The following is a 19,877-nucleotide window of genomic DNA, read 5'->3' as shown; positions in this document are numbered from 1 at the left end:
GAGGAGACAAAGACGTGTCCATTGAGACAACTGAAGCCACTGAGAACCTGGTCCTGACTGAAGAAGAAATCTTCAAAGCCCACGAGGGTGGCAAGCTGACCGTTTCCAGCACGGTTCCCTTGAACGACAAGCGCGACCTTTCCATCGCGTACACCCCCGGCGTTGCACAGGTCAGCCGCGCCATCCACGCCGACCCCAAGCTTGCCCGCACCCACACCTGGGCCGAGCGCCTGGTTGTTGTGGTCAGCGACGGCACCGCTGTCCTGGGCCTGGGCAACATCGGCCCCAGCGCCTCCCTTCCGGTTATGGAGGGCAAGTCTGCTCTGTTCAAGACCTTTGGCGACCTCGACTCCATCCCGCTGGTGCTCAACACCACCGACGTTGACGAGATCATCGAGACCCTGGTCCGCCTCCGCCCGAGCTTCGGCGCGGTGAACCTCGAGGACATCTCGGCACCGCGCTGCTTCGAACTCGAAGAGCGGCTCATCGAAGCCCTGGATGTACCTGTCATGCACGATGACCAGCACGGCACCGCCGTCGTAGTCCTTGCGGCCTTGACCAATGCCGCCAAGGTGACCAACCGCGCCATCGAAGGCTTGAAGGTTGTTGTTTCCGGCGCCGGTGCGGCAGGCATCGCGATCGCCGAGATTCTCCTGGCTGTGGGTGTCGAGGACGTCATCCTGCTCGATTCCAAGGGCGTCATCAGCGCGGACCGGGCGGACCTCGTTGCGGACACCGGCAGCGTCAAGGCCCGATTCGCCCAGCGAACCAACCCCCGTGGCGTTACCGGCGGACCGGCTGAGGCCCTCACCGGCGCGGACGTCTTCGTTGGCGTTTCCTCCTCGAAGCTCGCCGAAGAGCACCTGAAGCTGATGAACGATCAGTCGATTGTCTTCGCGCTGTCCAACCCGGACCCCGAGGTCCTGCCCGAGGTTGCCCGCAAGCACGCGGCCGTTGTTGCCACCGGCCGCAGCGACTTCCCCAACCAGATCAACAACGTGCTGGCCTTCCCGGGCATCTTCCGCGGTGCCCTGGATGCCGGCGCCCGCCGCATCACCTCGGAGATGAAGATCGCGGCTGCCCGTGCCATCGCCGAGCTCGCCGCGGAGGATCTCTCTGCGGACTACATCGTGCCGAGCCCGCTGGATGCCCGCGTGGCACCCGCCGTCACCGCGGCTGTGGCCGCAGCCGTCACCAAGTAGCGGCTACTGACGCAAGAACGACGACGGCGACGCTCCCCTTCCGGGGGCGTCGCCGTCGTTTCTTTTCCAACGCGGGGTCATTTACGGCCCATGTTTATCGGCGGAATGGGCCGTAAATGACCCCGCGTTGCTTCTGGCGGGGCCGCACACCGGACCTACACTGGGGCCATGAATGCCGAAGTGATCGTGACCATCCTGTGCGGCTTGGCGATTGCTGTTGGCGTCGCGGGAACCATCATCCCTGTGCTGCCGGGCAGCATTCTCATTGGTGTGAGCCTGCTGGCGTGGGCCATTTGGGGCGGCGCGGGCACGCTGGGCTGGGTGGTGTTTGGCATCGGCTTGGTGTTCGTCGTCGCGGGGATGGCGGCCAGTGCTGTGTTGACTGGACGCAAGCTGAAGCAGCACGGGATTCCCAACCGATCTGTCCTGGTGGGTGTGATCGTGGGCGTCGTGGGGATGTTCGTCATTCCTGTCGTGGGACTCTTTGTTGGCTTCGCGCTCGGCCTGTTGTTGAGCGAAGTTGCGCGGACCCGGGACTTCCGCTCAGCGGTCCGATCGAGCCTCGCTGCCCTCAAAGCAACCGGCATCGGCATCCTGGTGGAGTTCGCCCTGGCCTGCGCAGCGGCGAGTACGTGGGTGATCGGCGTGTGGATCAATGCGGTGACCTGACTTTTCTCGGATCCCAGCCAAACCGGACTGACTGTCCTTGGAGGCCCAACTGCTGTTGGCAAGGGAACCGTATGCACCTTCATCAGGGACAACTATCCAGAGGTTTGGCTGTCAGTACCAGCCACGACCTGCGCGGCCCGGCCCGGAGAGAAGGATGGCGTCACTACTTCTCGTTGGGGCTTGAGGCTGCTTCGTGGGGTTTTCCACATAGGGCAATTGAGGCCTTATTCCGGTGTTTCTGGGCTGGAAGAGTGGGGGTATGGACGGGTTTTCGGGGCAGGTGGGTGGTGGCGTTGGTGGCGCTGCCGGGGTTGCTGCTGCCTTCGGTCATGTGTCTGTGGAACGCTCCTTGGCGGCGGGCTGGTCGATTGCGGATTTGATCGCAGTTGTTGGTGCGCTTGAGCCCGCGGGCGACAGCGGGGCGTTGGTTGATCAGTTGCGGGGTTTGGAGGATGTGAAGTCGGCGGTGTCGGCGGCGCAGGCGAGGGTGGCTGTGGCGTTTGATCTGGCCCAGCGCAGGGAGCAGGCGGAGGCGGGGGTTCCGGTGGCGGAGCGGGGTAGGGGTGTGGGGGCGCAGGTGGCGTTGGCGCGGCGTGAGTCCCCGAACAAGGGGGCCCGGTTGTTGGGGTTGGCGAAAGCACTCGTGACGGAGATGCCGCGGACGTTGGCTGCGTTGGAGACGGGGCGGTTGAATGAGTGGCGGGCGACGTTGTTGGTGCGGGAAACGGCGTGTTTGTCGGTGGAGGACCGGGGCGCGGTGGATGAGGAGTTGGCTGCGGATACGGGCACGTTCGACGGGCGGGGTGACCGGGCGATTGTGGCGTTGGTGAAGGCTGCGTCGTATCGGCGGGATCCGGCCTCGGTGACCCGGCGGGCGGCGTATGCGGTGAATGAGCGGACGGTGGGGTTGCGTCCTGCGCCGGACACGATGACGTATTTGACGGCGTTGTTGCCGGTGGCTCAGGGGGTGGCTGCGTATGCGGCGCTGACCCGGGCCGCGGGGACGGCCCGCTCTGTCGGTGATGCGCGGTCCAAGGGGCAGGTGATGGCCGATACTTTGGTGGAGCGGCTGACCGGGACCCCGGGTGGTGTCGCGGGGGTGCACGTGGAAGTGGTGATGACGGATCGGACGTTGTTGCAGGGTGATAGTGAACCGGCGAGGTTGAAGGGCTACGGCATCGTCCCGGCCGGCTGGGCGCGGGAGTTGATCAAGCACGGCCCCGACAACGACCCAGCCACACTAGCCGGGCAGGAAACGGCCGGCGACCCGGCAACACGTGCCGGGCATGAGGTCAGCGACCCGGCCACCCACGCTGGGCGGGAGACGGGAAGTGACCCGGCCACACTCGTCGGGCGGGAAGCCGGCAATGGTCCCGAAAGGCCTCCCGGGCCATCCGGGCCTGCCGGGTCTGTCGGGCCGCCCGTGGCTGCCGCGAGTGAGCCGGGCGCCGGTGGTCCTTCAGGCCTCCAGTCCGATTTCGATGTCTGGATCCGGCGGCTGTACACGGCGCCCGGGACCAACGAGCTGCTGGCCACTGATTCCAAGGCCAGGCTGTTCCCCCAAGGGATGCGCAGGTTCATCCAGACCCGTGACGACACGTGCCGCACACCCTACTGCGACGCGCCCATCCGCCACTACGACCACGTCCTGGCCTGGCACTCCGGCGGAAAGACCACCCTGGCCAACGGCGCAGGGCTCTGCGAAGCGTGCAACCACACCAAAGAAAACCCCGGCTGGAACACCAAGCGACTCCACGATGCGCACAAGGTGGACCTGACAGCTCCGGCGGGTGGGGCAGCTCCGGTGGGTGGTGCAAGGCAGTCGCTTCAGCCACGCAGGGTCGGCCAGTCCACCCAGCGAAAGCAAACAGTCCTGTCCGGCCAGGCCGGCCGGACCTTCGAGATACAGACACCCACCGGCCACCGGTACACGTCCATGTCCCCGCCGCTTCCCGGCTACTTTCAGGAGGCCGTCGCCCTGGCAACGGTTGACCGCTTCACCCCGATGCCAGACGGGGCATCGAGGTGAAGGGTGGTTGGAATCGGGTGTTCGTGCGCGGCTGCGTGGCATTCCGCACTGCGTTGATTCGTCTAGCCGAGTGCCGGAACCTTGACCTGGGCCGGGCGGAACGTCGCCCCGGCTCCGGGGAACAGCGGTACGTCGATCCTTGCGAGAGTGTGGATCTCCTGGACTGTGGCCTTGGTGTGGGCAGCGATCTCAGCGAGGGTGGTGACCCACATGCCGTCGAGACCTTTGACCCGCTCGATCAATTGTTCCAACGCGACTGCCCTGGACGGCCTACCGGAAATGAAGGGGTGGTTGGTCAGGACGAAGCAACTGCCCTGGGCATGGTGGGCTTCGGCTTCAAGCGTCCACATTTCCAAGGCCTTGGCAGGGCTCTCGATCACACCGCTGCCGGTGACGCCAGGGTAGAAGCCGTATTGCTCCCAGTCGTCCAGTGCCCAGTCGACGGGAATCTCCACGATGTCCCGGGAGTCACCGACGTCCCGCGAGTAACTGTCGCCCCGGGAGCCGCCATCGGCGACGGCCAGGCGGTAGGGGGCATCGCCGTCGAGCAGGCTCGAATCATAAAGGAAGCCGCGGTCCGCCAGCAGCGCCGGGGTGTGCCAGTTGAGCTCCCACCAGGGAGCCCGATAGCCGAGGGGCCGGACTCCGGCAACCTTGTCCAGCGCCTCCAGTCCGCGATCGAGGTAGCTGGCTTCCGTCGCGGCGTCGATGCCTTGCATGGGTTCGTGCAGGTATCCGTGGTGGGCGATTTCGTGGCCGGCGTCGGCGATCCGGCGGACGATGTCCGGGTAGCTCTCCGCCGTGAATCCGGGGATGAAGAACGTGGCCTTGATGACCTGGCGGTCCAGGATCTGCAGCAATCGCGGCACGGCGATCCGTGGGCCGTAGGACTGGTGGCTCATGAGCGACATACGTCGGGTGCTGGTGGGGTCGTGGGCGATGGTGCAGGATTCGGCGTCCACGTCGAAGGTGAACGAGGCGGCCGCCCTGAAGCCTTCCGGCCAGGCGATCGGATGCAGGGAGTCTGCGAATGCGGGCTTGTTCATGAGGTGTCCTTCGCGATAGTCAGGCTGCCGGTTCCGGCGTGGAAGCCGGCGCGGGCTGGGTGGCTGAGACGTGGTTGGAATCTGCCAGCAGGAACTTCCGGTGGGCCTTCGGTCCCAGGAAGGCGTAGGCGGCGGCGCTGGTCAGGCCACCGGCAAGCCAGGACAGGTCCCAGCCGCCCAGGGCAACGGCGATGGGTCCCTGCATGATGGGGATCAGGCCGTACATGAAGAGCCAGGTGGCGAAGATGCCTGCGAGGAGGGAAACGATGCCGGCCCAATTGACCACGGGCAGTCGGTGGGTTCCGACGGGATCGAAGAGGCGTTCCACTTTGGCCGGCCAGCGCTTCTCGAGCCAGAAGTAGTGCACCAGCATCACGCCGCCCCATGCGGCAACCCAAGCAACCAGGCCGATGAGCCAGGCGTCCAGCACGGCGGCGAAGTCCTCTTGGAAGATGAAGAAGATGACGGCCGCCAGGGAGAAGACGCCCACGAAGAGGTTCAGCTTGCGCCGGTTGATGTTGATGTCCAGGGCCTGGGTAGCTACGGAGAACGTGTAGATATTGAGGATGTTGGTGGCAATGGGTCCGTGCAGCACCATGAGGAGGACAGGGAGTGCCAGGACGCCGAAGTTCTGCACGATCAGCTTGCCGGGGTCGATTTCGCCGCTGTTCGTGGCCAGGCTGGCGCCGAGGACGCCGAGCCACACCACGGGGATGAACTGGCCCAGGACCGATGCGAGGTAGACTTTGCGCTTGGGGACCGAGGTGCTGACGAAACGGGAGTAGTCGGCGGCATAGGTGAACCATGTGATGCCCCAGCCGATGCCGATGGCCGTCATGACCGCACTCATGGCGGCAATCCGGTCCGATCCCGTCAGGATGTTGCCGGCAGGCCCGGCGTAGCCCCAATCGATCTTCATTCCGAACCAGGCCACGGCGGACATGACGGCGAGGATGAGGATGGTGGGCGGAACGGTCCAGCGCTCGAAGGCGGCGATGGCCTTGTAGCCGAACCAGGCGATGGCCACCTGTGCGGCCATGATTGCCGTGGCGACGCCGATCTTCCATCCGTAGTTGTGGGCAGCGGGATCCACCCACCCAAGGGTTCCGAAGAGGGCCATGACCAGGTCCAGGATGATCCACGTGTTGACCGCGCACCAGCCGATCACCAGGAGTGCCTGGATGGCCGCCGGGAGGTAGTTGCCGCGTCGGCCGAATGCGGCGCGGGCAAGGACCATGCCAGTGGCCCCGGTTTTCTGGCCCAGGAGGACAAAGCATCCGAACAACAGCATGCCAATGAGGTTGCCCAGCACCAGGACGGTCACGGTGTCCGCGAAGCCCAGGCCCAAGTGTATGCCGAGGGCTCCGAGCACCCAGTTGATGGGCGCGAGGTTGGCGCCGGCCCAGATCCAGAATTGCCCGGAGACCCTGCGGGTGCGGTCTGCTTCGGGAATGGGTTGGAGCCAGGCTTCGCTGTCGTGGCCCGGCGCCGTTGCCGGACCTGACTGCGCCTGGCCAGGGTTTACTGGTTCCGAGTGCGCGGGGGAGAGGTTGTCTTGCATGGGAGAGCCTCCGTGTGTGAAAGGGACACTCTCAGATTATGTGCGCCACATCACAGCAACAAGATACGATGTGTCTAAAGGAATTCCATCATAAGTGACGGAGTGTCATGTCAGTTCTGCTGGGCGAAGCGCTCACCTACGCAAGCCTCAAGGCCGCCGAACCCCTGGTCCTTAACGACGTCCCCGGAGCGTTGGACCGTCCCGTACGCTGGGTCCACTCCAGCGAAGTCCTGGACATCGCACCCCTCCTGAACGGCGGCGAACTGCTCCTCAGTGGCGGGCAGGCGCTCGCAGGAGTCACAGCGGAGCGCCAAGCAGGGTACGTCCGCGACTTGGCGGCACGGGGAATCTCGGCGCTCGCACTGGAGACAGGACCGGCCCTGCCCGGCGTCCCGCAAGCGATGCTGGACGAGGCCCAGGCGGCAGGGCTTCCCGTCATCGAGTTGCGCCAAGTGGTCCCGTTCGTTGGCGTCATGCAGGAAATCAATTCGCTCCTTGTCAGTGAATCGGTGGAGCAACTGCAGCGCGGCGACCAGGCCAGCCACGCGATGGCGGCTGAGCTCGCCCACGGCGGCGGGCTGGACCAATTGCTCGCCGTTTTGGCAGAAAAGGCCGGGGTGGGCGCGAGGCTGGTATCGCCGTCGGGCCTGACACTGGGCGCTGCCGGTTCGCTGGCGACGGACGACGTCGGCTCCGTCACCACCGTGGATGTGCCGGTGCGGGGCGTCCTGGCGGCCCGCCTTGAGCTGCACGTGCCCGACGACGGCGACAGCGGCTTGGCGCGCGTGGCGGGGGAGCGGTCCGTGGACATCCTGGGGCTGGCCCTCATGCAACGCATGCCGCCGGGCTTGAAGGAACTTGCCGGGACCGAACTCATGCGCGCCATCAAATCCGGAAGCCAGCCGTGGCAACTGCAGCAACTCGGTCCGGCCGCGGGCTTCCCTGCGGACGGTGCGGTGGCCGCCGTCGTGATCCGTACGTCGGGTGCCGGCCACCTGCGTTCCGCCGTGGACGAGGTGCTGAACAGATGCGTCGCGCACAGCGCGAGCTATGCGGACAATGCTGAGCTGATCGCTCTCGCGGCCCTGCCAGGCGACTCCGGGGCTGCCCGGAATGCGCTGCTCGAAGGGCTGCGTTCCCTGGAGGTGCCTGGGGGCTCGGCGCTTTCCGTGGGGCCGCTCGGGATGGGGATCGAGAATGCGCCGTGGTCGCTCGCGGAGGCGAGGCGGACGCTCGACCTGCCCTTCCTCGTCGCTGGCGTTGCGGATGCGGAGGCCTACGCTGTGGAACTGCTCGCGGGCGCGTCCCTGGACCCGGCCATTCGCGAAGGGTTCGTGCAGCGGCAGTTGGGCGCCGTCGTCGAGCATGACCGCTTGAGGCGATCCGGGCTCCTGGCGACGCTGACCGTATGGCTCGATTCCGGCTGCAACACAGCCCAGGCGGCGCGTGAGATGCATCTGGAGCGACAATCCATGCACCATCGCCTGCAGCGGATCTTCGAGCTGTGTGGCGGAGACCCGCGCGGTACAGGCCGGCTCGTGGCGCTGCATCTGGCCACGCGGATGGCGAGGTCGTAGCCGCCGCAACGCGAAAGCGCGGGTCCACTACCCACGACGCCGTAAATGAACAGCGAAGGTGCAGCGGACCCGCGAAGTGGAGGAACTAGACGGTTTCCCGGACCGGCGCCTTCTCCTCGGCAGTGGGCTCGCCGCCGGGCTGGGCTGTGGGCTCGCCGCCGGGCTGGGCTGTTGGCTCGCCGCCGGCTTGGGCCAGCGTCATGCCGCGGGTCTCCTCAGCGAGGAAGAGGCAGAGGAAGAATCCGGCGGCGGTGACTACGGCAGCGATCACCATCGTGGGGCCAATGCCCCAGGCATCGATCGCGAAAGGAAGCCCGAAGGTGCCCAGCGCGGCGCCGATCCTGCTGGCAGCGGTAGTGATGCCGACGGCGCTCGCCCGGACATTGGTGGGGAACAACTCGCTCGGGTAGGCCCATTCGAGAATGCTCGGTCCGCCGGAGAAAAGAGCGTAGGCGCAGAAGCAGGCAATGATGACGCCCACCGGAGCCGACGGTGCGAAACCGAGGATGAACAGCGGGATGGCCATCAGGGCGAAGCACCAAATGATGAGCGGGCGGCGGCCCCACGTCTCGATCAGTTTGAGGGCAGGGATGCAGCCGGCCAGGAAGACGAGGTCGATCACCACCGAGCCAAGGTTGGAGGCGTTGCCGTGGCCGAGTCCGAAGGACGCAAGGATGGTGGGGCCGAAGGTGTAGATCGCGAACAGCGGACCCACCTGCAGGGTGTAGAAGCCGCTGCAGAAGATGATGCGCTTGAGGTAGGGACGCTGGAGGAGGACCCGGAGGTTGACCTTGCCGGTTTCCGTGGCGGGCTTGGCTTCCGACTCGAAGACCAGGTGCTCAACGCTGAGCTGGTCTGCGAGGGCTGCCCGGAGGGAGGCCTTTGCTTCTTTGGTCCGGCCATGATGGAGGAGCCACCGGGGAGATTCGGGGGTGCCCAGTCGGACGAGGAGGACGATGGCGCCCAGGAATGCGGACGAAACGAGCATCCAACGCCAGGACTCGCCGCCGAAGAGTTCGAACATGGCGTAGCCCACCAGGGATGCCAAGGCTGCGCCGATGAACCAGCCCACCTGGAGGACGCCGAGCATTTGGCCGCGGCGCTTTCGCGGCAGCCATTCGGCCAGCAGGGAGTTGGCGATCGGGTAGTCGGCGCCGATGGCCAGGCCCATGATGAAGCGGGCGATGATGAGCTGGGTGGGGTCCTGGACGAAGAACTGCAGGACCGAACCGATGACCAGGACCCAGAGATCGATGGTGTACATGAGCTGGCGGCCGATGCGGTCAGTCAGCGGGCCCAGGAAGACGGCTCCAAGGAAGATGCCCACCAGCGCTGACGCACCGATGAGGCTGGTTTCGAGGGCGCTGGTGTTGAAGTCGGCGGAAATGCCGATGAGGGCGATGGCGATGATGCTGAGGATGTAGCCGTCCAGAATGGGGCCGCCCATGCAGGCGGCGACAAGTTTCTTGTGGAACCGCGTGAAACGCGCTTCATCAATGGCGACGTGGATGTCCATTGAGCTCCTTTGACATGCGGGCGAGTGATGGCCCGTGTTGTTGTCAACAGCCTGACGACAGTTGATATATCAAAGACTAGAATGTGATCCACCGCACGGTCAATGGATAATCCAGTGTTACCTCTGGCTCGCGACGAACTCGTTGAAATGGTGCACGTGGTCGTCCATCAGTGACTGGCTCAGTGCGGAATCCTTGGCGATGATCGCGCGGGCGATGCCGGCCAATTCCCGGGTCTGCTCCACGACTGGCGGGCGTCGCTCGAGGATCTGTGACCAGATGCGGGTGGAGAGGTGGGCGTAGCGGACCAGCGTATCCGCGAGGTGGACGTTTCCGGCGATCTCGTAGATCAGATGGTGGACTGCCAGGTTCAGGCGCATCAACTCGTTTTGGTCCACCGTCCGGCTGTCCAAGGAATCGAGGAGGGGGAGGAGCTCCTGCAGCTTGTTGGCTCCGTCAGGACGGATGTTTCCTGCGGCCAGCCCCGCCGCCAATGGCTCCAATGCCTGGCGGATCTGGGCCACTTCGAACAAATCGGTGAGGTTGATGGGAGCGGCGAAGGAGCCCTTTCGTGGTTGCGTGACGACGAGCCGTTCGCTCTCGAGCTTGCTGAGCGCCTCACGGATGGGTGTGCGTCCCATCTGCATTTCCTTGGATAGCTGGGACTCGTTGATGGCCTCATTGGGGCGGATGTCCAGCGTGATGATCCGGTCCGCGATCACCCGGTAGGCGAGGTCGGCCAAAGATTCGATGAGCTGCTCACCCCGTTCCGATTTTAGGCTCAGGAACTCAATGTACCGGCTGGTGCCGGGTCGGCGTGCGCGGGGGATAATGTGAACGCTTACGTACCTCCGGTAAATGTGAAAAGATTCAAGGAAATAGCGAATGGGCCATTGCCCTTGCCGCCCCTAATCGGCCATAGGAGGGTGTGTTCATGGAGAGTACGGCGCTCTCGACCCGTGCCCTTGACCTGCTGCTCCTGTTGCGTGGCAGTGAACCCGAAGGTCTTGGCCGGGCAGACCAGGTGTCCTACCAGATTGAAACCGCCATCCTCATGGGAATCCTGACGGAAGGCGACCGGCTTCCCACGGAATCGGTACTGGCGGCGGAGCTTGGCATTTCACCGATCACCCTGCGTCAGTCCCTGGCGGCATTGCGGACCAAGGGACTGATCGAAACGAGCCGCGGACGCAGCGGGGGCAGCGTCATCAGGGGCCAGATCGAGCTGACGGACACGCAGCTCCAGCGGAAACTCAAGGAGGCCAGCACGGAATCGCTTCGCGACCTGGGCGATCTCGGGGCCGCGGTTTCCTCCATGTCCGCCAGGCTGGCGGCCAGCCGCGCCGACGCTCAAAATGTGGCCCATCTTGACGAGCTGGTACAACGCCATCGGGATGCCAAGGATGCGCGGACCCAGCGCCGCCTGGACAGCCGTTTCCATGTGGCCATCAGTGTGGCAGCGCAATCGAGCAGGCTGACGTCGGCTTCCCTCCAACTGGAGGCCGAACTGATGACGCTCTGGTGGGGCCATCCCGAGGAAGCCGGGCATCTCGAGGCACTGGTTGAACAGCATGTGGCCATCCTGGACGCGATCCGTGACCGTGACGCTGACCGCGCGGGGACCGCTGCCGAGCGCCATTCCCGGACCGAGACCGAGTACCTGATAGCCCAGCACCTGAGATTGACGATGGAGTCCGACGGAAGTGCATGACGTGACGGTTGTACATGAAACCCTCCAGCGAACCGCGCAGGCAATCTCCACCAGTGTCGGAGGAGTCTTTGAGGGCCTTGAAGAAATCGCGGCGTCGGTTTCCGCGGTGGCCGCATCGGCGCCGGGTACTCCCCGCCGCAGCGCCTACTCCTACTTGAAGGCAGACTTTGCTGCATTTATCAGCAGTCACTCTGCGCTCATTGGCGGAGCCGGGATTGCGTACGCACCCGGCAGCCTCCCCGAGGCGCATCTCTGGCTGGAATGGTGGCGGGCCGGGCAAGGTGCGGGGGAGCCCCGGTTCGTGACGCACGACCTCAACTCGGAGTCGCTGAATTATTACGACTACACCAGCCGGGAGTGGTTCACGGCTCCGTCGGAGAGTGGCAACTCCGTGGCGGTGGGACCGTATGTGGACATCGGCGGGATCAACGTCAACCTCATCACGCTCAGTGCGCCCGCACCGACGCCGCAGGGGACGCACGTCCTGGGCTGCGACCTTGCCCTCGCAAAACTCGAAGGCGTGTTCCTTCGCGCGCTGAAGCTCCGGGATCCTTCCGTCATCCTCCTGGGTCCGAATGGTCGGGTTATCGCTTCCAATGATGCTGGAATCGCCTCCGGCACCCTGCTTCTGGAGGAGGACATGGAACGCGTGGATCTCTCCCTGGATATCGCTTCAGGCACGCCAGCCAGGCTGCCATGGAAGTTGATCTCGCTGAAGCGGTAACCCTCTCCGCAGACATCCCCGCCAGCGCCCCGCGCGCTTGGCGGGGATTTTTTTACCCAAAAGACCTATTGCATTAATCATACAATGATGTATCTTTTATATGTGACCAGGCGCACAAGGCTCTGGGATGCACCTCATAGAAACCTCTCCAGGAACTGGCGGAACCGATCTCCAGCTGCCGAGGAAGACAGCACAAGGGTCCGCGCACCGTGATCCCCCAACAAGGAAGTTCAAGCTCATGAAAGACGTAGTTATTGTCGGCGGCGGTCTCGCTGGTCTCTCGGCAGCGTGGCGGTTGCGGCACTGGGACACCCTGGTGCTCGAGTCGGAACACCGCGTTGGTGGCCGCATTCGCTCTGAACGCCGCGGAAACTACTGGTTGAACTGGGGCGGCCACGTCTTCGCTGGTGCCGGTTCCTCCACGGACTCCCTGCTCAACGAGGTTGGCGTCACCGCGGTGCAGATTCCCGGTTCGCTCCAGGCTTTGTCCATGAACGGGAAGTTCATCAAGAAGGGGCACATCGCCACCTACCCGTTCCGTATTCCGATGTCCCTGTCCTCCCGCTTTGACACGCTGAAGGCCGGCATGAAGGTTGTCAGCGGAGTGGCCAAGTACACGGGCGTGGTCCGCAAGCGCGCCGGCGAATCCGGTGCCATGCGCCAGCAGCGCATCTACGACTTCGAGAACTCCGCCTCGTTCCAGGACTTCATCGGCGATTTGTCCGAGGATGCTGCGGCGTTGTTCAAGACCACCGTGACCCGCTCCGCCGGGGACATGGACCAGATTTCCGCAGGTGCGGGCATCGGCTACTTCAGCCTGGTCCTGGGAATCGGACAGGGACTGAGCCAGGGCATCGTGGGCGGCCCGTCCACCCTCACCGAATCCATTGCCGCGGCACTGGGTGACCGGGTCCAGCTGGGTGCCACCGTCAACGAGGTAGTCCACAAGCAGGATTCCGTAGTGGTCCGTTACACCCAGGGCGGAGTGGACCGGGAAGTGGAAGCCCGCACAGTGGTTCTCGCAACCACGGCGGATGTCTCCAACAAGATCGGCGTGGACCTGCCCGAGGAACTCCGTGGCGCACTGAGCCAGATCAAGTACGGCCCGCACGTCAGCACGGCCTTCCTGACCAACGAGACCTCGGCACGTCCCTGGGATGACATCTACGCCATCGCGGCTCCCAAACGTTCCTTCGCCATCGCCCTGAACCAAGCCAGCATTGTCCGTGGCACGGAGACCGTCCGCAAGCCAGGCGGCAGCTTCATGACGTTCTCCCCGGCGGCGCTCGGCAAGGCCCTCCTGGACAAGAGCGACGACGAGGTCATCAAGACCCACCTTGCAGACCTCGACCAGGTCCTGGGCGGCGGCTTCGCCGACAGCGTGGTTGAAGCCCAGACCGACCGCTGGCGGGTGGCATCCCCGTATTGCTTCCCGGGCCGCGCCAAGCTCCAGTCAACCCTGATGCGTGGCACCAACCGCGTCTTCCTGGCCGGCGACTACCTGGGAACGCTCTACACCGAAAGCTCCATCACCACCGGCTTCTCTGCCGCACAGGAAGCAGCCAGCGTGCTCGCCACCCACCGCCAGGCACCCCCGGCAACAGGCCTCTCGGTCGTCGCCTGAACCCCTGAATACCCACAACACACGTACTGAAACGAGGAATCCATGTCCAAGGAACTTCGCGGCGTTCTGACCGCTCTCTCCACCCCCTTCAACCAGGACGAGACGATCGACGTCGAAACCCTGCGCAAGATTGTGGACCGCTCCATTGATGCCGGCGTCGACGGCGTCGTCGCGGCCGGCTCCACCGGTGAAGTCGGGGCCCTGTCCTCCGAGGAGCGCCTGCTCCTGATCAAGACGGTCATCGAGCAGGCCAATGGCCGCGTCCCCGTGATCGCCAACACCGGTGCCACCTCCACGGCCGAGGCCATCCGTCTCTCAAAGGCTGCCGAACAGCTGGGCGCAGACGTGCTGATGCTCATCACGCCCTACTACGAGCCGCTGACCCTCGAAGAGACCGTCACCTACATCAAGGACGTCGCACGCTCGGTGAGCATCCCTGTGATGCTCTACAACATCCCGCCGGTTACCGGCGTCAACCTGGACCCGGCAACCGTCCGCTCCCTTGCCGAGGAAGTGGAAAACATCCTCTACATCAAGGACTCCAGTGCCAATTGGGAGCAGGCACTCCAGCTCATCCACCACCACAGCGATGTGATCGGCACCTTCATCGGCTGGGACGCGTACCTCTACAGCGCCCTCGTCGAAGGCGCAGCAGGCGTCATGGCCGGCACGGCCAACGTGGTTCCTGACGAGATTGTTGCCGTCACCCGCCGGATCAACGAAGGCGACCTTGCCGGTGCCCTCGAGCTGTGGAAGGCCGTCTACCCGGTCATCGACGCGCTGCTGTCCTCGCCGTTCATTCCGGCCGTCAAGGCCGGCCTTACCCTGCAGGGCCTCCCTGCGGGATCGCCGAAGCGTCCCACGGCAGACCTCGACGCCGACCAGCTCGCCAAGGTGGAGCAGGCGCTGTCGAAGTTGGCCTCGATCAAGCAGAACATCGGATAACGCATGGGTGACTTCGACTTCGCGGAGTTCTTGTCAGGCGTTTCCGACGCGATCTGGGCGCCCATGGCCTACGTTGTTCTTGGACTGGGCATCGCCTACTCGGTGGCCACCAAGGGCATCCAGTTCCGGCGGATTCCGGATATGCTGCGCCAGCTTAAGGAGTCCGAACACGGCGATGGCGGCTTGTCCTCCTTCCAGGCTTTGGTCCTCGCCTTGGCCAGCCGTGTTGGCGTGGGCAGCATCGCCGGTGTGGCCACGGCCGTCAGTGCAGGTGGCCCCGGCGCCCTGGTCTGGATGGCCATCACCGGTTTGGTTGGCTGCACCGTTGGATACGCGGAAGCCGCGCTGTCCCAGGCTTTCAAGCGCCAGGTCCTTGATGAGGACCGCAAAAAGGCCAACGAGGACATCGGCGGCATGCCGTACTACATCAAGTACGGCCTGAAGCTCCCGAAAGTCGGCGCGATCGTCGCAGTCCTCGGCGTGATCGGGTACGGATTCGTCTTCCCCGGCCTGCAGGTGAACACCATCGCTGCCAGTGCGGAAAAGGCGTTCAGCCTGCCCACCTGGGCTCCGGCGATCCTGGTGACCGTGTTGATCGGCCTGGTCATCATTGGCGGCACCACCCGCGTCGTCAAGGTCACCCAGGGCCTGGTTCCGGTCCTGGCCATCGGTTACCTGCTCCTGGCCTTGGCGGTCATCGCCATCAACGTGGACAAGGTCCCGGATGCAGTGGTCCTGATCTTCCAGTCGGCCGTCGGCATCCACCCCGTCATGGGTGGCATCGCCGGTGCAGCAGTGGCCTGGGGCGTACGCCGTGCAGTCTTCGCTTCCTCGAACGGCCTCGGTGAGGCTACGTTCGCGGCCGCCGCGGCACGTACCTCGCACCCCGGCAAGCAGGGCCTGGTCCAGACCTTCAGCATCTACATCGATGTCCTGCTGATCTGCATGGCCACCGGTTTGATGATGGTGGTTTCGGGCAAGTACAACGTCTCCGATGGCGCCGGCGGATTCCTGGCGAACAACCTCCCGGGCGTTCCCCCTGGAGCCAACTGGGTCCAGGAAGCCATCGATACGATGCTCCCGGGCTGGGGCGCCGGCTTCGTCGCCGTCGCGGTCTTGCTCTTCGGGTTCACCTGTCTCCTGGCCTACTTCTACGTGGCCAACTCCAACCTCCTGTACTTGCTGGACGGCCGGACCGGGACTGGCTGGAAGAACGTCCTGAAGATCGGAACCATGGCCATCGTGTTCATCGGATCGATCGTCAATGCAAAGCTCATCTGGGCCGCGGGCGACATCGGCTTGGGCCTCATCGCCTGGGTGAACCTCATCTGTCTGGTGTTCCTGTTCCCGCTGGTCCGCAAGATCTACCGGGACTACGAACGCCAACGGAAGCTCGGCCTGGATCCCACCTTCGATCCGAAGGCCTTGGGCATCGAGGGAGCCGATTTCTGGGAACACAAAAAAGAAAAGTCCGCCGCTGCCGTCAAATAGCCCCAACGCAAAGGAATTGAGCACATCATGACAACCACAGAAACATCCTTGTTCACTGTCCGTCGCGGGGGCGCCTTCCCGGCCCCGTCGCTTCCGCCCTTTGGCCAGTTCATCGGCGGCAGTTTCGTGCCCTCCACCTCTGAGGAAACGGTCGACGTCGTCAATCCGGCTACCGAGGAAACCATCGCTCAGGTGCCGGCTGGCTCCCTGGAAGACGTCGACGCCGCCGTGGCGGCTGCCGTCGCAGCGAAGGCGGAGTGGGCAGCGAAGACGCCGAAGGACCGCTCCACGATCCTGCTTCGGATCGCGGACATCGTTGAGGAAAACCGTGAGCTCCTGGAAAACCTGGAGGCTGCCAACACGGGCAAGCCGGCCGCCGTGGCAGAGGACGACGTCTCCAGCGCCATCGATACCTTCCGTTTCTCCGCAGGCGCTGCCCGGGCCTTCACTGCGCTGGGCGCCGGTGACTACGTGGAGAACCACACGTCCGTGGTGTTCCGCGAGCCGGTGGGCGTGGTGGGTGTGATCACGCCGTGGAACTACCCGTTGCTGATGGCTGTCTGGAAGATCGCACCGATCCTTGCTGCGGGCAACACCTTGGTACTCAAGCCCTCGGAGCAGACACCGCTGACTACGCTGAAGCTCGCTGAGCTGATCGCGGGCGAGGTTCCTGCCGGCGTCGTCAATATTGTCACCGGCCCCGGCCGGGTGGTGGGCAACCGCCTGTCCGAGCACCCCGATGTCGACCTCGTGGCCATCACCGGCAGCGTCGGCAGCGGCCAGAAGGTGGCCGCCAACGCAGCCTCGACAGTGAAGCGCGTGCACCTTGAGCTCGGCGGCAAGGCACCTGTTGTGGTGTTCGACGACGCCGACCTGCAGGCAGCTGCCGAGGGTGTCCGTTCAGCGGGGTTCTGGAACGGTGGCCAGGAATGCGGCTCGGCTTGCCGCGTGCTGGTGCATGAGTCCGTTGCGGAGAAGTTCACCGAACTTCTGGTGAAGGAAATCAGCGCCATCACCGTAGGTGCTCCCGGGGCCGACGTCGAAATCGGCTCCATGATCTCCAAATCGCACTACGAGCGGGTCCTGGCAGCACTGGAGGACATCCGCAAGGATGGCCACACCATCGCCGTTGGCGGCAACGCCCTGGAAGGGCCGGGCTACTTCATCGAGCCCACGGTGGTGACCGATGTGCCTGCCGGTTCCCCGATCACGTACACCGAGATCTTCGGGCCGGTGGTTTCCGTGGAAACCTTCAGCACCGATGAGGAAGCCGTCACCCGCGCCAATGAGACCGTCTACGGCCTGGCGGCGTCGGTGTGGACCAACAACGCACAACGCACGCTGACCGTGCCGCGCCAGCTCGACTTCGGAACTGTTTGGGTGAACTCGCACCTGGTCATCGCCAACGAGGTTCCCTGGGGTGGCTTCAAGGGCTCCGGCTACGGCCGCGACCTGTCCATCTACGCCCTTGAGGACTTCTCCCGCACCAAGCACGTGATGTACAACCGCGGCTGATTCCGTCCCGAACCGTAAAGCGTGCATCCCGGATAAACCCGGGGTGCACGCTTTTTTCGTGGCAGATCAGGAGTAGTGTGCCTTCATGGTCCCCATCGATAACCTCCTTGCGTTCGCCCTCGCATCGGTGCTCATCATCGTGGTTCCCGGCCCAAGCGTGCTCTTCGTTATTGGGCGCTCGATCGCCCTGGGACGTCGGGCAGGCCTGCTGAGCGTGCTCGGAAACGCCCTCGGCACGGTGCCCGCTGTTATTGCTGTCGCCTTCGGGGTGGGCGCGATTGTCGCCTCATCGGTGGTGGCGTTCACTGTCATCAAGATCGCAGGCGCTATCTATCTCGCATACCTGGGGATTCAGGCGATCCGCCATCGGCACGATCACGCACGCAGTTCTCCGCGCGCCCCGTCCTCCTCATGGAAGCTTCTTCGGCAGGGATTCATCGTGGGAATCTCCAACCCGAAGACCATTGCGTTCTTCGTGGCCGTCCTTCCCCAGTTTGTCGACCCAGGTGCCGGCGCGGTCTGGGCCCAGCTTCTGTTCCTCGGATTGATCTTCCAGGGCCTTGCCCTCGCCTGCGATAGTGTGTGGGCCCTCGCCGCCGGGACAGCGCGCGCGTGGTTTGCCAAGTCGCCCCGCCGGATCTCCACGCTCTCCGGCGCCGGCGGCGTCATGATGATCGGGCTCGGCGGGACGCTTTCCGTCACCGGCTCCAAGTCCTGACCGCTGTTTTTTCGCCGGAACAACCGGAACAAAAGGAACGACGCCGGGCGGTTGCCCGGCGTCGTTCCTTTTGTTTTTGTTCTGGCGCCTGATGTCAGAGGAGGCTGGGTTCGCCCGGCTCGCCGACGGAGGGGTCGATTCCGTACTTCTCGAGGATCGACTTGATGGTGCCGTTTTCACGGAGCTTCTTGATGTCCTCGTCCAGGGCCTTGCCGAGGGTGTCATTGTCCAAGGCGGACGGCAGCATGACCTGGCCTACAGTCGCGAACTGCGGGACGTTGGCGTTCGGCTTGACGTCCACCACGGTGGCCCCTTCGATGGGGGCGTCCTTGAAGCGGCCCTTGGCGGAGGCTGCGGAGGCCACCAGGGCGTCGATGCGGCCTGCCTTGAGGTCGCCGTAGATGGATTCGTCATCCTGGTAGATCTTGAAGTTGTCGCCGAGCCACTTCTGCATGGAGTCGTTCCAGAGGTTGCCCGCCACGGAGCCGATCTTCTTGCCCTGCAGGTCGTCGCTGGTAAGGCCGGTCTTGGACACGATGGCCTGCGGGTCGCTCCAGAGCGGCGTGCTCAGGTAAACGATCTTGGTACGTTCCTTGGTGCGGAGCCAGTTGCCGGATCCGATGTCCACGCGCTTGGACTGCACGGACGGAATGACTGCGCCTGCGCCGCCGGAGGTGCTGACGGTGACCTTGAGGCATTCCATCTTGGCGATCTCCGCGATGAGGTCGCCCTCCATGCCGGTAACTGAGTCTCCGTTCAGGATGGTGGCCGGGGCGTAGTCGTAGCTGGCCACGGTGAGTTCGCCCTGGGTGAGGGTCTTGAGGTCCTTGTGGGCCGGGGTGCAGTCGCCTGAGCCGGCGGAGGCGTCGCCGCTGCCTCCGCAGGCTGCGAGGGAGATGGCGACCAGGCCGGCGGCGGTGCCGGCCGAAAGTACGCGCACGAGGGAACGGGTTGTTCGCGACATGGTGACTCTTTCTTTTGCTGGGGTTGTGACCCCGGGGTGGGCTGATGCGAAACGGTGGGGCCTGGTGTGTGGTGCGGGTGTTAGTTGCGTTGGAGGTGGCGGCCGAGGCGGTTTTCGAGGAGTTTGACGGCGCCGAGGAAGACGAGGGTGAGGGATCCGTAGATGATGGCGGTGAGGGTGTAGACGGAGAGGTATTCGAAGGTGATGGAGCCGATTTCGAAGGCTTTTGACATGAGTTCGGGGACGGCGATGACGAAGGCGAGGGCGGAGCCTTGGAAGACGAGGACGGCGAGGCCTGCCAGGGGTGGGGTGGAGATGCGGAGGGCTTGGGGGAGGATGATGAGCCGGAATCCGGTCCAGCCTCTTAGGCCGGTGGTGAGGGCTGCTTCTTTTTGGCCCAGGGGTACGGAGGCGATGCCGGCGCGGAAGTATTCGGAGGCGTAGGCGCCGGTGTTCCAGGTCAGGGCGATGATCGCGGTGGTCAACGAGGTGAGGGTGATCCCGGCGTCGGGGAGGCTGAAGTAGAGCAGGTAGAGCAGGACCAGGGCGGGCAGGCCGCGGCCGACTTCGACGAAGAGGAAGCTGAT

General features: G+C 64.5%; 17 protein-coding genes and 1 pseudogene. 12 read left to right on the top strand and 6 right to left on the bottom strand.

Annotation, left to right across the window (positions count from 1 at the left end; all coding sequences use genetic code 11):
- Window positions 1-14: 14 nt before the first annotated feature.
- The 4 genes and pseudogenes from ACIQTZ_RS20680 (at window position 15) to ACIQTZ_RS20665 (ending at window position 3,900) form a co-directional block, all read left to right on the top strand.
- On the top strand, window positions 15-1,202 hold the full coding sequence (locus ACIQTZ_RS20680; protein ID WP_402983524.1) for an NADP-dependent malic enzyme: 1,188 nt from the start codon (window positions 15-17) through the stop codon (window positions 1,200-1,202).
- A 168-nt stretch (window positions 1,203-1,370) separates the two neighbouring features.
- On the top strand, window positions 1,371-1,871 hold the full coding sequence (locus ACIQTZ_RS20675) for a DUF456 domain-containing protein (protein ID WP_402983521.1): 501 nt from the start codon (window positions 1,371-1,373) through the stop codon (window positions 1,869-1,871).
- A gap of 27 nt (window positions 1,872-1,898) precedes the next feature.
- A pseudogene (locus ACIQTZ_RS20670) lies at window positions 1,899-2,033 on the top strand (guanylate kinase); the annotation flags it as partial.
- 97 nt (window positions 2,034-2,130) lie between these two features.
- Window positions 2,131-3,900: an HNH endonuclease gene (locus tag ACIQTZ_RS20665; RefSeq protein WP_402983518.1), complete on the top strand. Its 1,770-nt coding sequence runs from the start codon at window positions 2,131-2,133 to the stop codon at window positions 3,898-3,900.
- 62 nt (window positions 3,901-3,962) lie between these two features.
- Here the strand turns inward: ACIQTZ_RS20665 and ACIQTZ_RS20660 are convergent, their stop codons facing one another.
- Window positions 3,963-4,946, bottom strand: coding sequence for a polysaccharide deacetylase (locus ACIQTZ_RS20660; protein WP_402983515.1), 984 nt, complete (start codon window positions 4,944-4,946; stop codon window positions 3,963-3,965).
- Window positions 4,947-4,965: 19 nt separating this feature from the next.
- Window positions 4,966-6,507 (bottom strand): purine-cytosine permease family protein, encoded by a 1,542-nt coding sequence (locus ACIQTZ_RS20655; RefSeq protein ID WP_402947896.1) that lies wholly within the window; start codon window positions 6,505-6,507, stop codon window positions 4,966-4,968.
- A 107-nt stretch (window positions 6,508-6,614) separates the two neighbouring features.
- Between ACIQTZ_RS20655 and ACIQTZ_RS20650 the strand changes: the two genes are divergently transcribed.
- Entirely contained in the window at window positions 6,615-8,084 is a 1,470-nt protein-coding gene (locus ACIQTZ_RS20650) for a PucR family transcriptional regulator (protein ID WP_402983512.1), read from the top strand.
- A gap of 85 nt (window positions 8,085-8,169) precedes the next feature.
- Here the strand turns inward: ACIQTZ_RS20650 and ACIQTZ_RS20645 are convergent, their stop codons facing one another.
- Both ACIQTZ_RS20645 and ACIQTZ_RS20640 read right to left on the bottom strand, forming a co-directional pair.
- On the bottom strand, window positions 8,170-9,600 hold the full coding sequence (locus tag ACIQTZ_RS20645; protein ID WP_402983509.1) for an MFS transporter: 1,431 nt from the start codon (window positions 9,598-9,600) through the stop codon (window positions 8,170-8,172).
- 117 nt (window positions 9,601-9,717) lie between these two features.
- On the bottom strand, window positions 9,718-10,341 hold the full coding sequence (locus tag ACIQTZ_RS20640) for a GntR family transcriptional regulator (protein WP_400333465.1): 624 nt from the start codon (window positions 10,339-10,341) through the stop codon (window positions 9,718-9,720).
- A 191-nt stretch (window positions 10,342-10,532) separates the two neighbouring features.
- Here ACIQTZ_RS20640 and ACIQTZ_RS20635 point away from each other — a divergent pair, with 191 nt between their 5' ends.
- The 7 genes from ACIQTZ_RS20635 (at window position 10,533) to ACIQTZ_RS20605 (ending at window position 18,326) form a co-directional block, all read left to right on the top strand.
- Window positions 10,533-11,309, top strand: coding sequence for a FadR/GntR family transcriptional regulator (locus ACIQTZ_RS20635; protein WP_400333468.1), 777 nt, complete (start codon window positions 10,533-10,535; stop codon window positions 11,307-11,309).
- 1 nt (window position 11,310) lies between these two features.
- Window positions 11,311-12,033 carry a cache domain-containing protein gene (locus tag ACIQTZ_RS20630; RefSeq protein ID WP_400333470.1) on the top strand — a complete coding sequence of 241 codons (723 nt, stop codon included), beginning with the start codon at window positions 11,311-11,313 and terminating at the stop codon, window positions 12,031-12,033.
- A gap of 238 nt (window positions 12,034-12,271) precedes the next feature.
- On the top strand, window positions 12,272-13,657 hold the full coding sequence (locus ACIQTZ_RS20625) for a protoporphyrinogen/coproporphyrinogen oxidase (RefSeq protein WP_400333473.1): 1,386 nt from the start codon (window positions 12,272-12,274) through the stop codon (window positions 13,655-13,657).
- A 42-nt stretch (window positions 13,658-13,699) separates the two neighbouring features.
- Window positions 13,700-14,602 carry a 4-hydroxy-tetrahydrodipicolinate synthase gene (gene dapA / locus ACIQTZ_RS20620; protein WP_402983505.1) on the top strand — a complete coding sequence of 301 codons (903 nt, stop codon included), beginning with the start codon at window positions 13,700-13,702 and terminating at the stop codon, window positions 14,600-14,602.
- 3 nt (window positions 14,603-14,605) lie between these two features.
- Window positions 14,606-16,093, top strand: a complete 1,488-nt coding sequence (locus ACIQTZ_RS20615) for an alanine/glycine:cation symporter family protein (RefSeq protein WP_402983502.1) — start codon at window positions 14,606-14,608, stop codon at window positions 16,091-16,093.
- Window positions 16,094-16,120: 27 nt separating this feature from the next.
- The gene (locus ACIQTZ_RS20610) at window positions 16,121-17,608 is read left to right on the top strand and encodes an aldehyde dehydrogenase family protein (RefSeq protein ID WP_402983499.1); all 1,488 of its coding nucleotides are present in this window, start codon (window positions 16,121-16,123) and stop codon (window positions 17,606-17,608) included.
- A gap of 85 nt (window positions 17,609-17,693) precedes the next feature.
- Window positions 17,694-18,326, top strand: coding sequence for a LysE family translocator (locus ACIQTZ_RS20605; protein ID WP_402983496.1), 633 nt, complete (start codon window positions 17,694-17,696; stop codon window positions 18,324-18,326).
- Window positions 18,327-18,420: 94 nt separating this feature from the next.
- Here ACIQTZ_RS20605 and ACIQTZ_RS20600 read toward each other — a convergent pair whose 3' ends face one another.
- Both ACIQTZ_RS20600 and ACIQTZ_RS20595 read right to left on the bottom strand, forming a co-directional pair.
- Window positions 18,421-19,290 carry a substrate-binding periplasmic protein gene (locus tag ACIQTZ_RS20600; protein WP_402983493.1) on the bottom strand — a complete coding sequence of 290 codons (870 nt, stop codon included), beginning with the start codon at window positions 19,288-19,290 and terminating at the stop codon, window positions 18,421-18,423.
- Between the two features lie 80 nt (window positions 19,291-19,370).
- On the bottom strand, window positions 19,371-19,877 hold a 507-nt coding region (locus ACIQTZ_RS20595; RefSeq protein ID WP_402983490.1), incomplete at its 5' end, for an ABC transporter permease subunit.

It is taken from the genome of Paenarthrobacter sp. NPDC090520 (genome assembly GCF_044769205.1).
In the GTDB taxonomy this organism is placed as follows: Bacteria; Actinomycetota; Actinomycetes; order Actinomycetales; family Micrococcaceae; genus Arthrobacter.
This window is presented reverse-complemented; position numbering and strand designations above follow the sequence as displayed.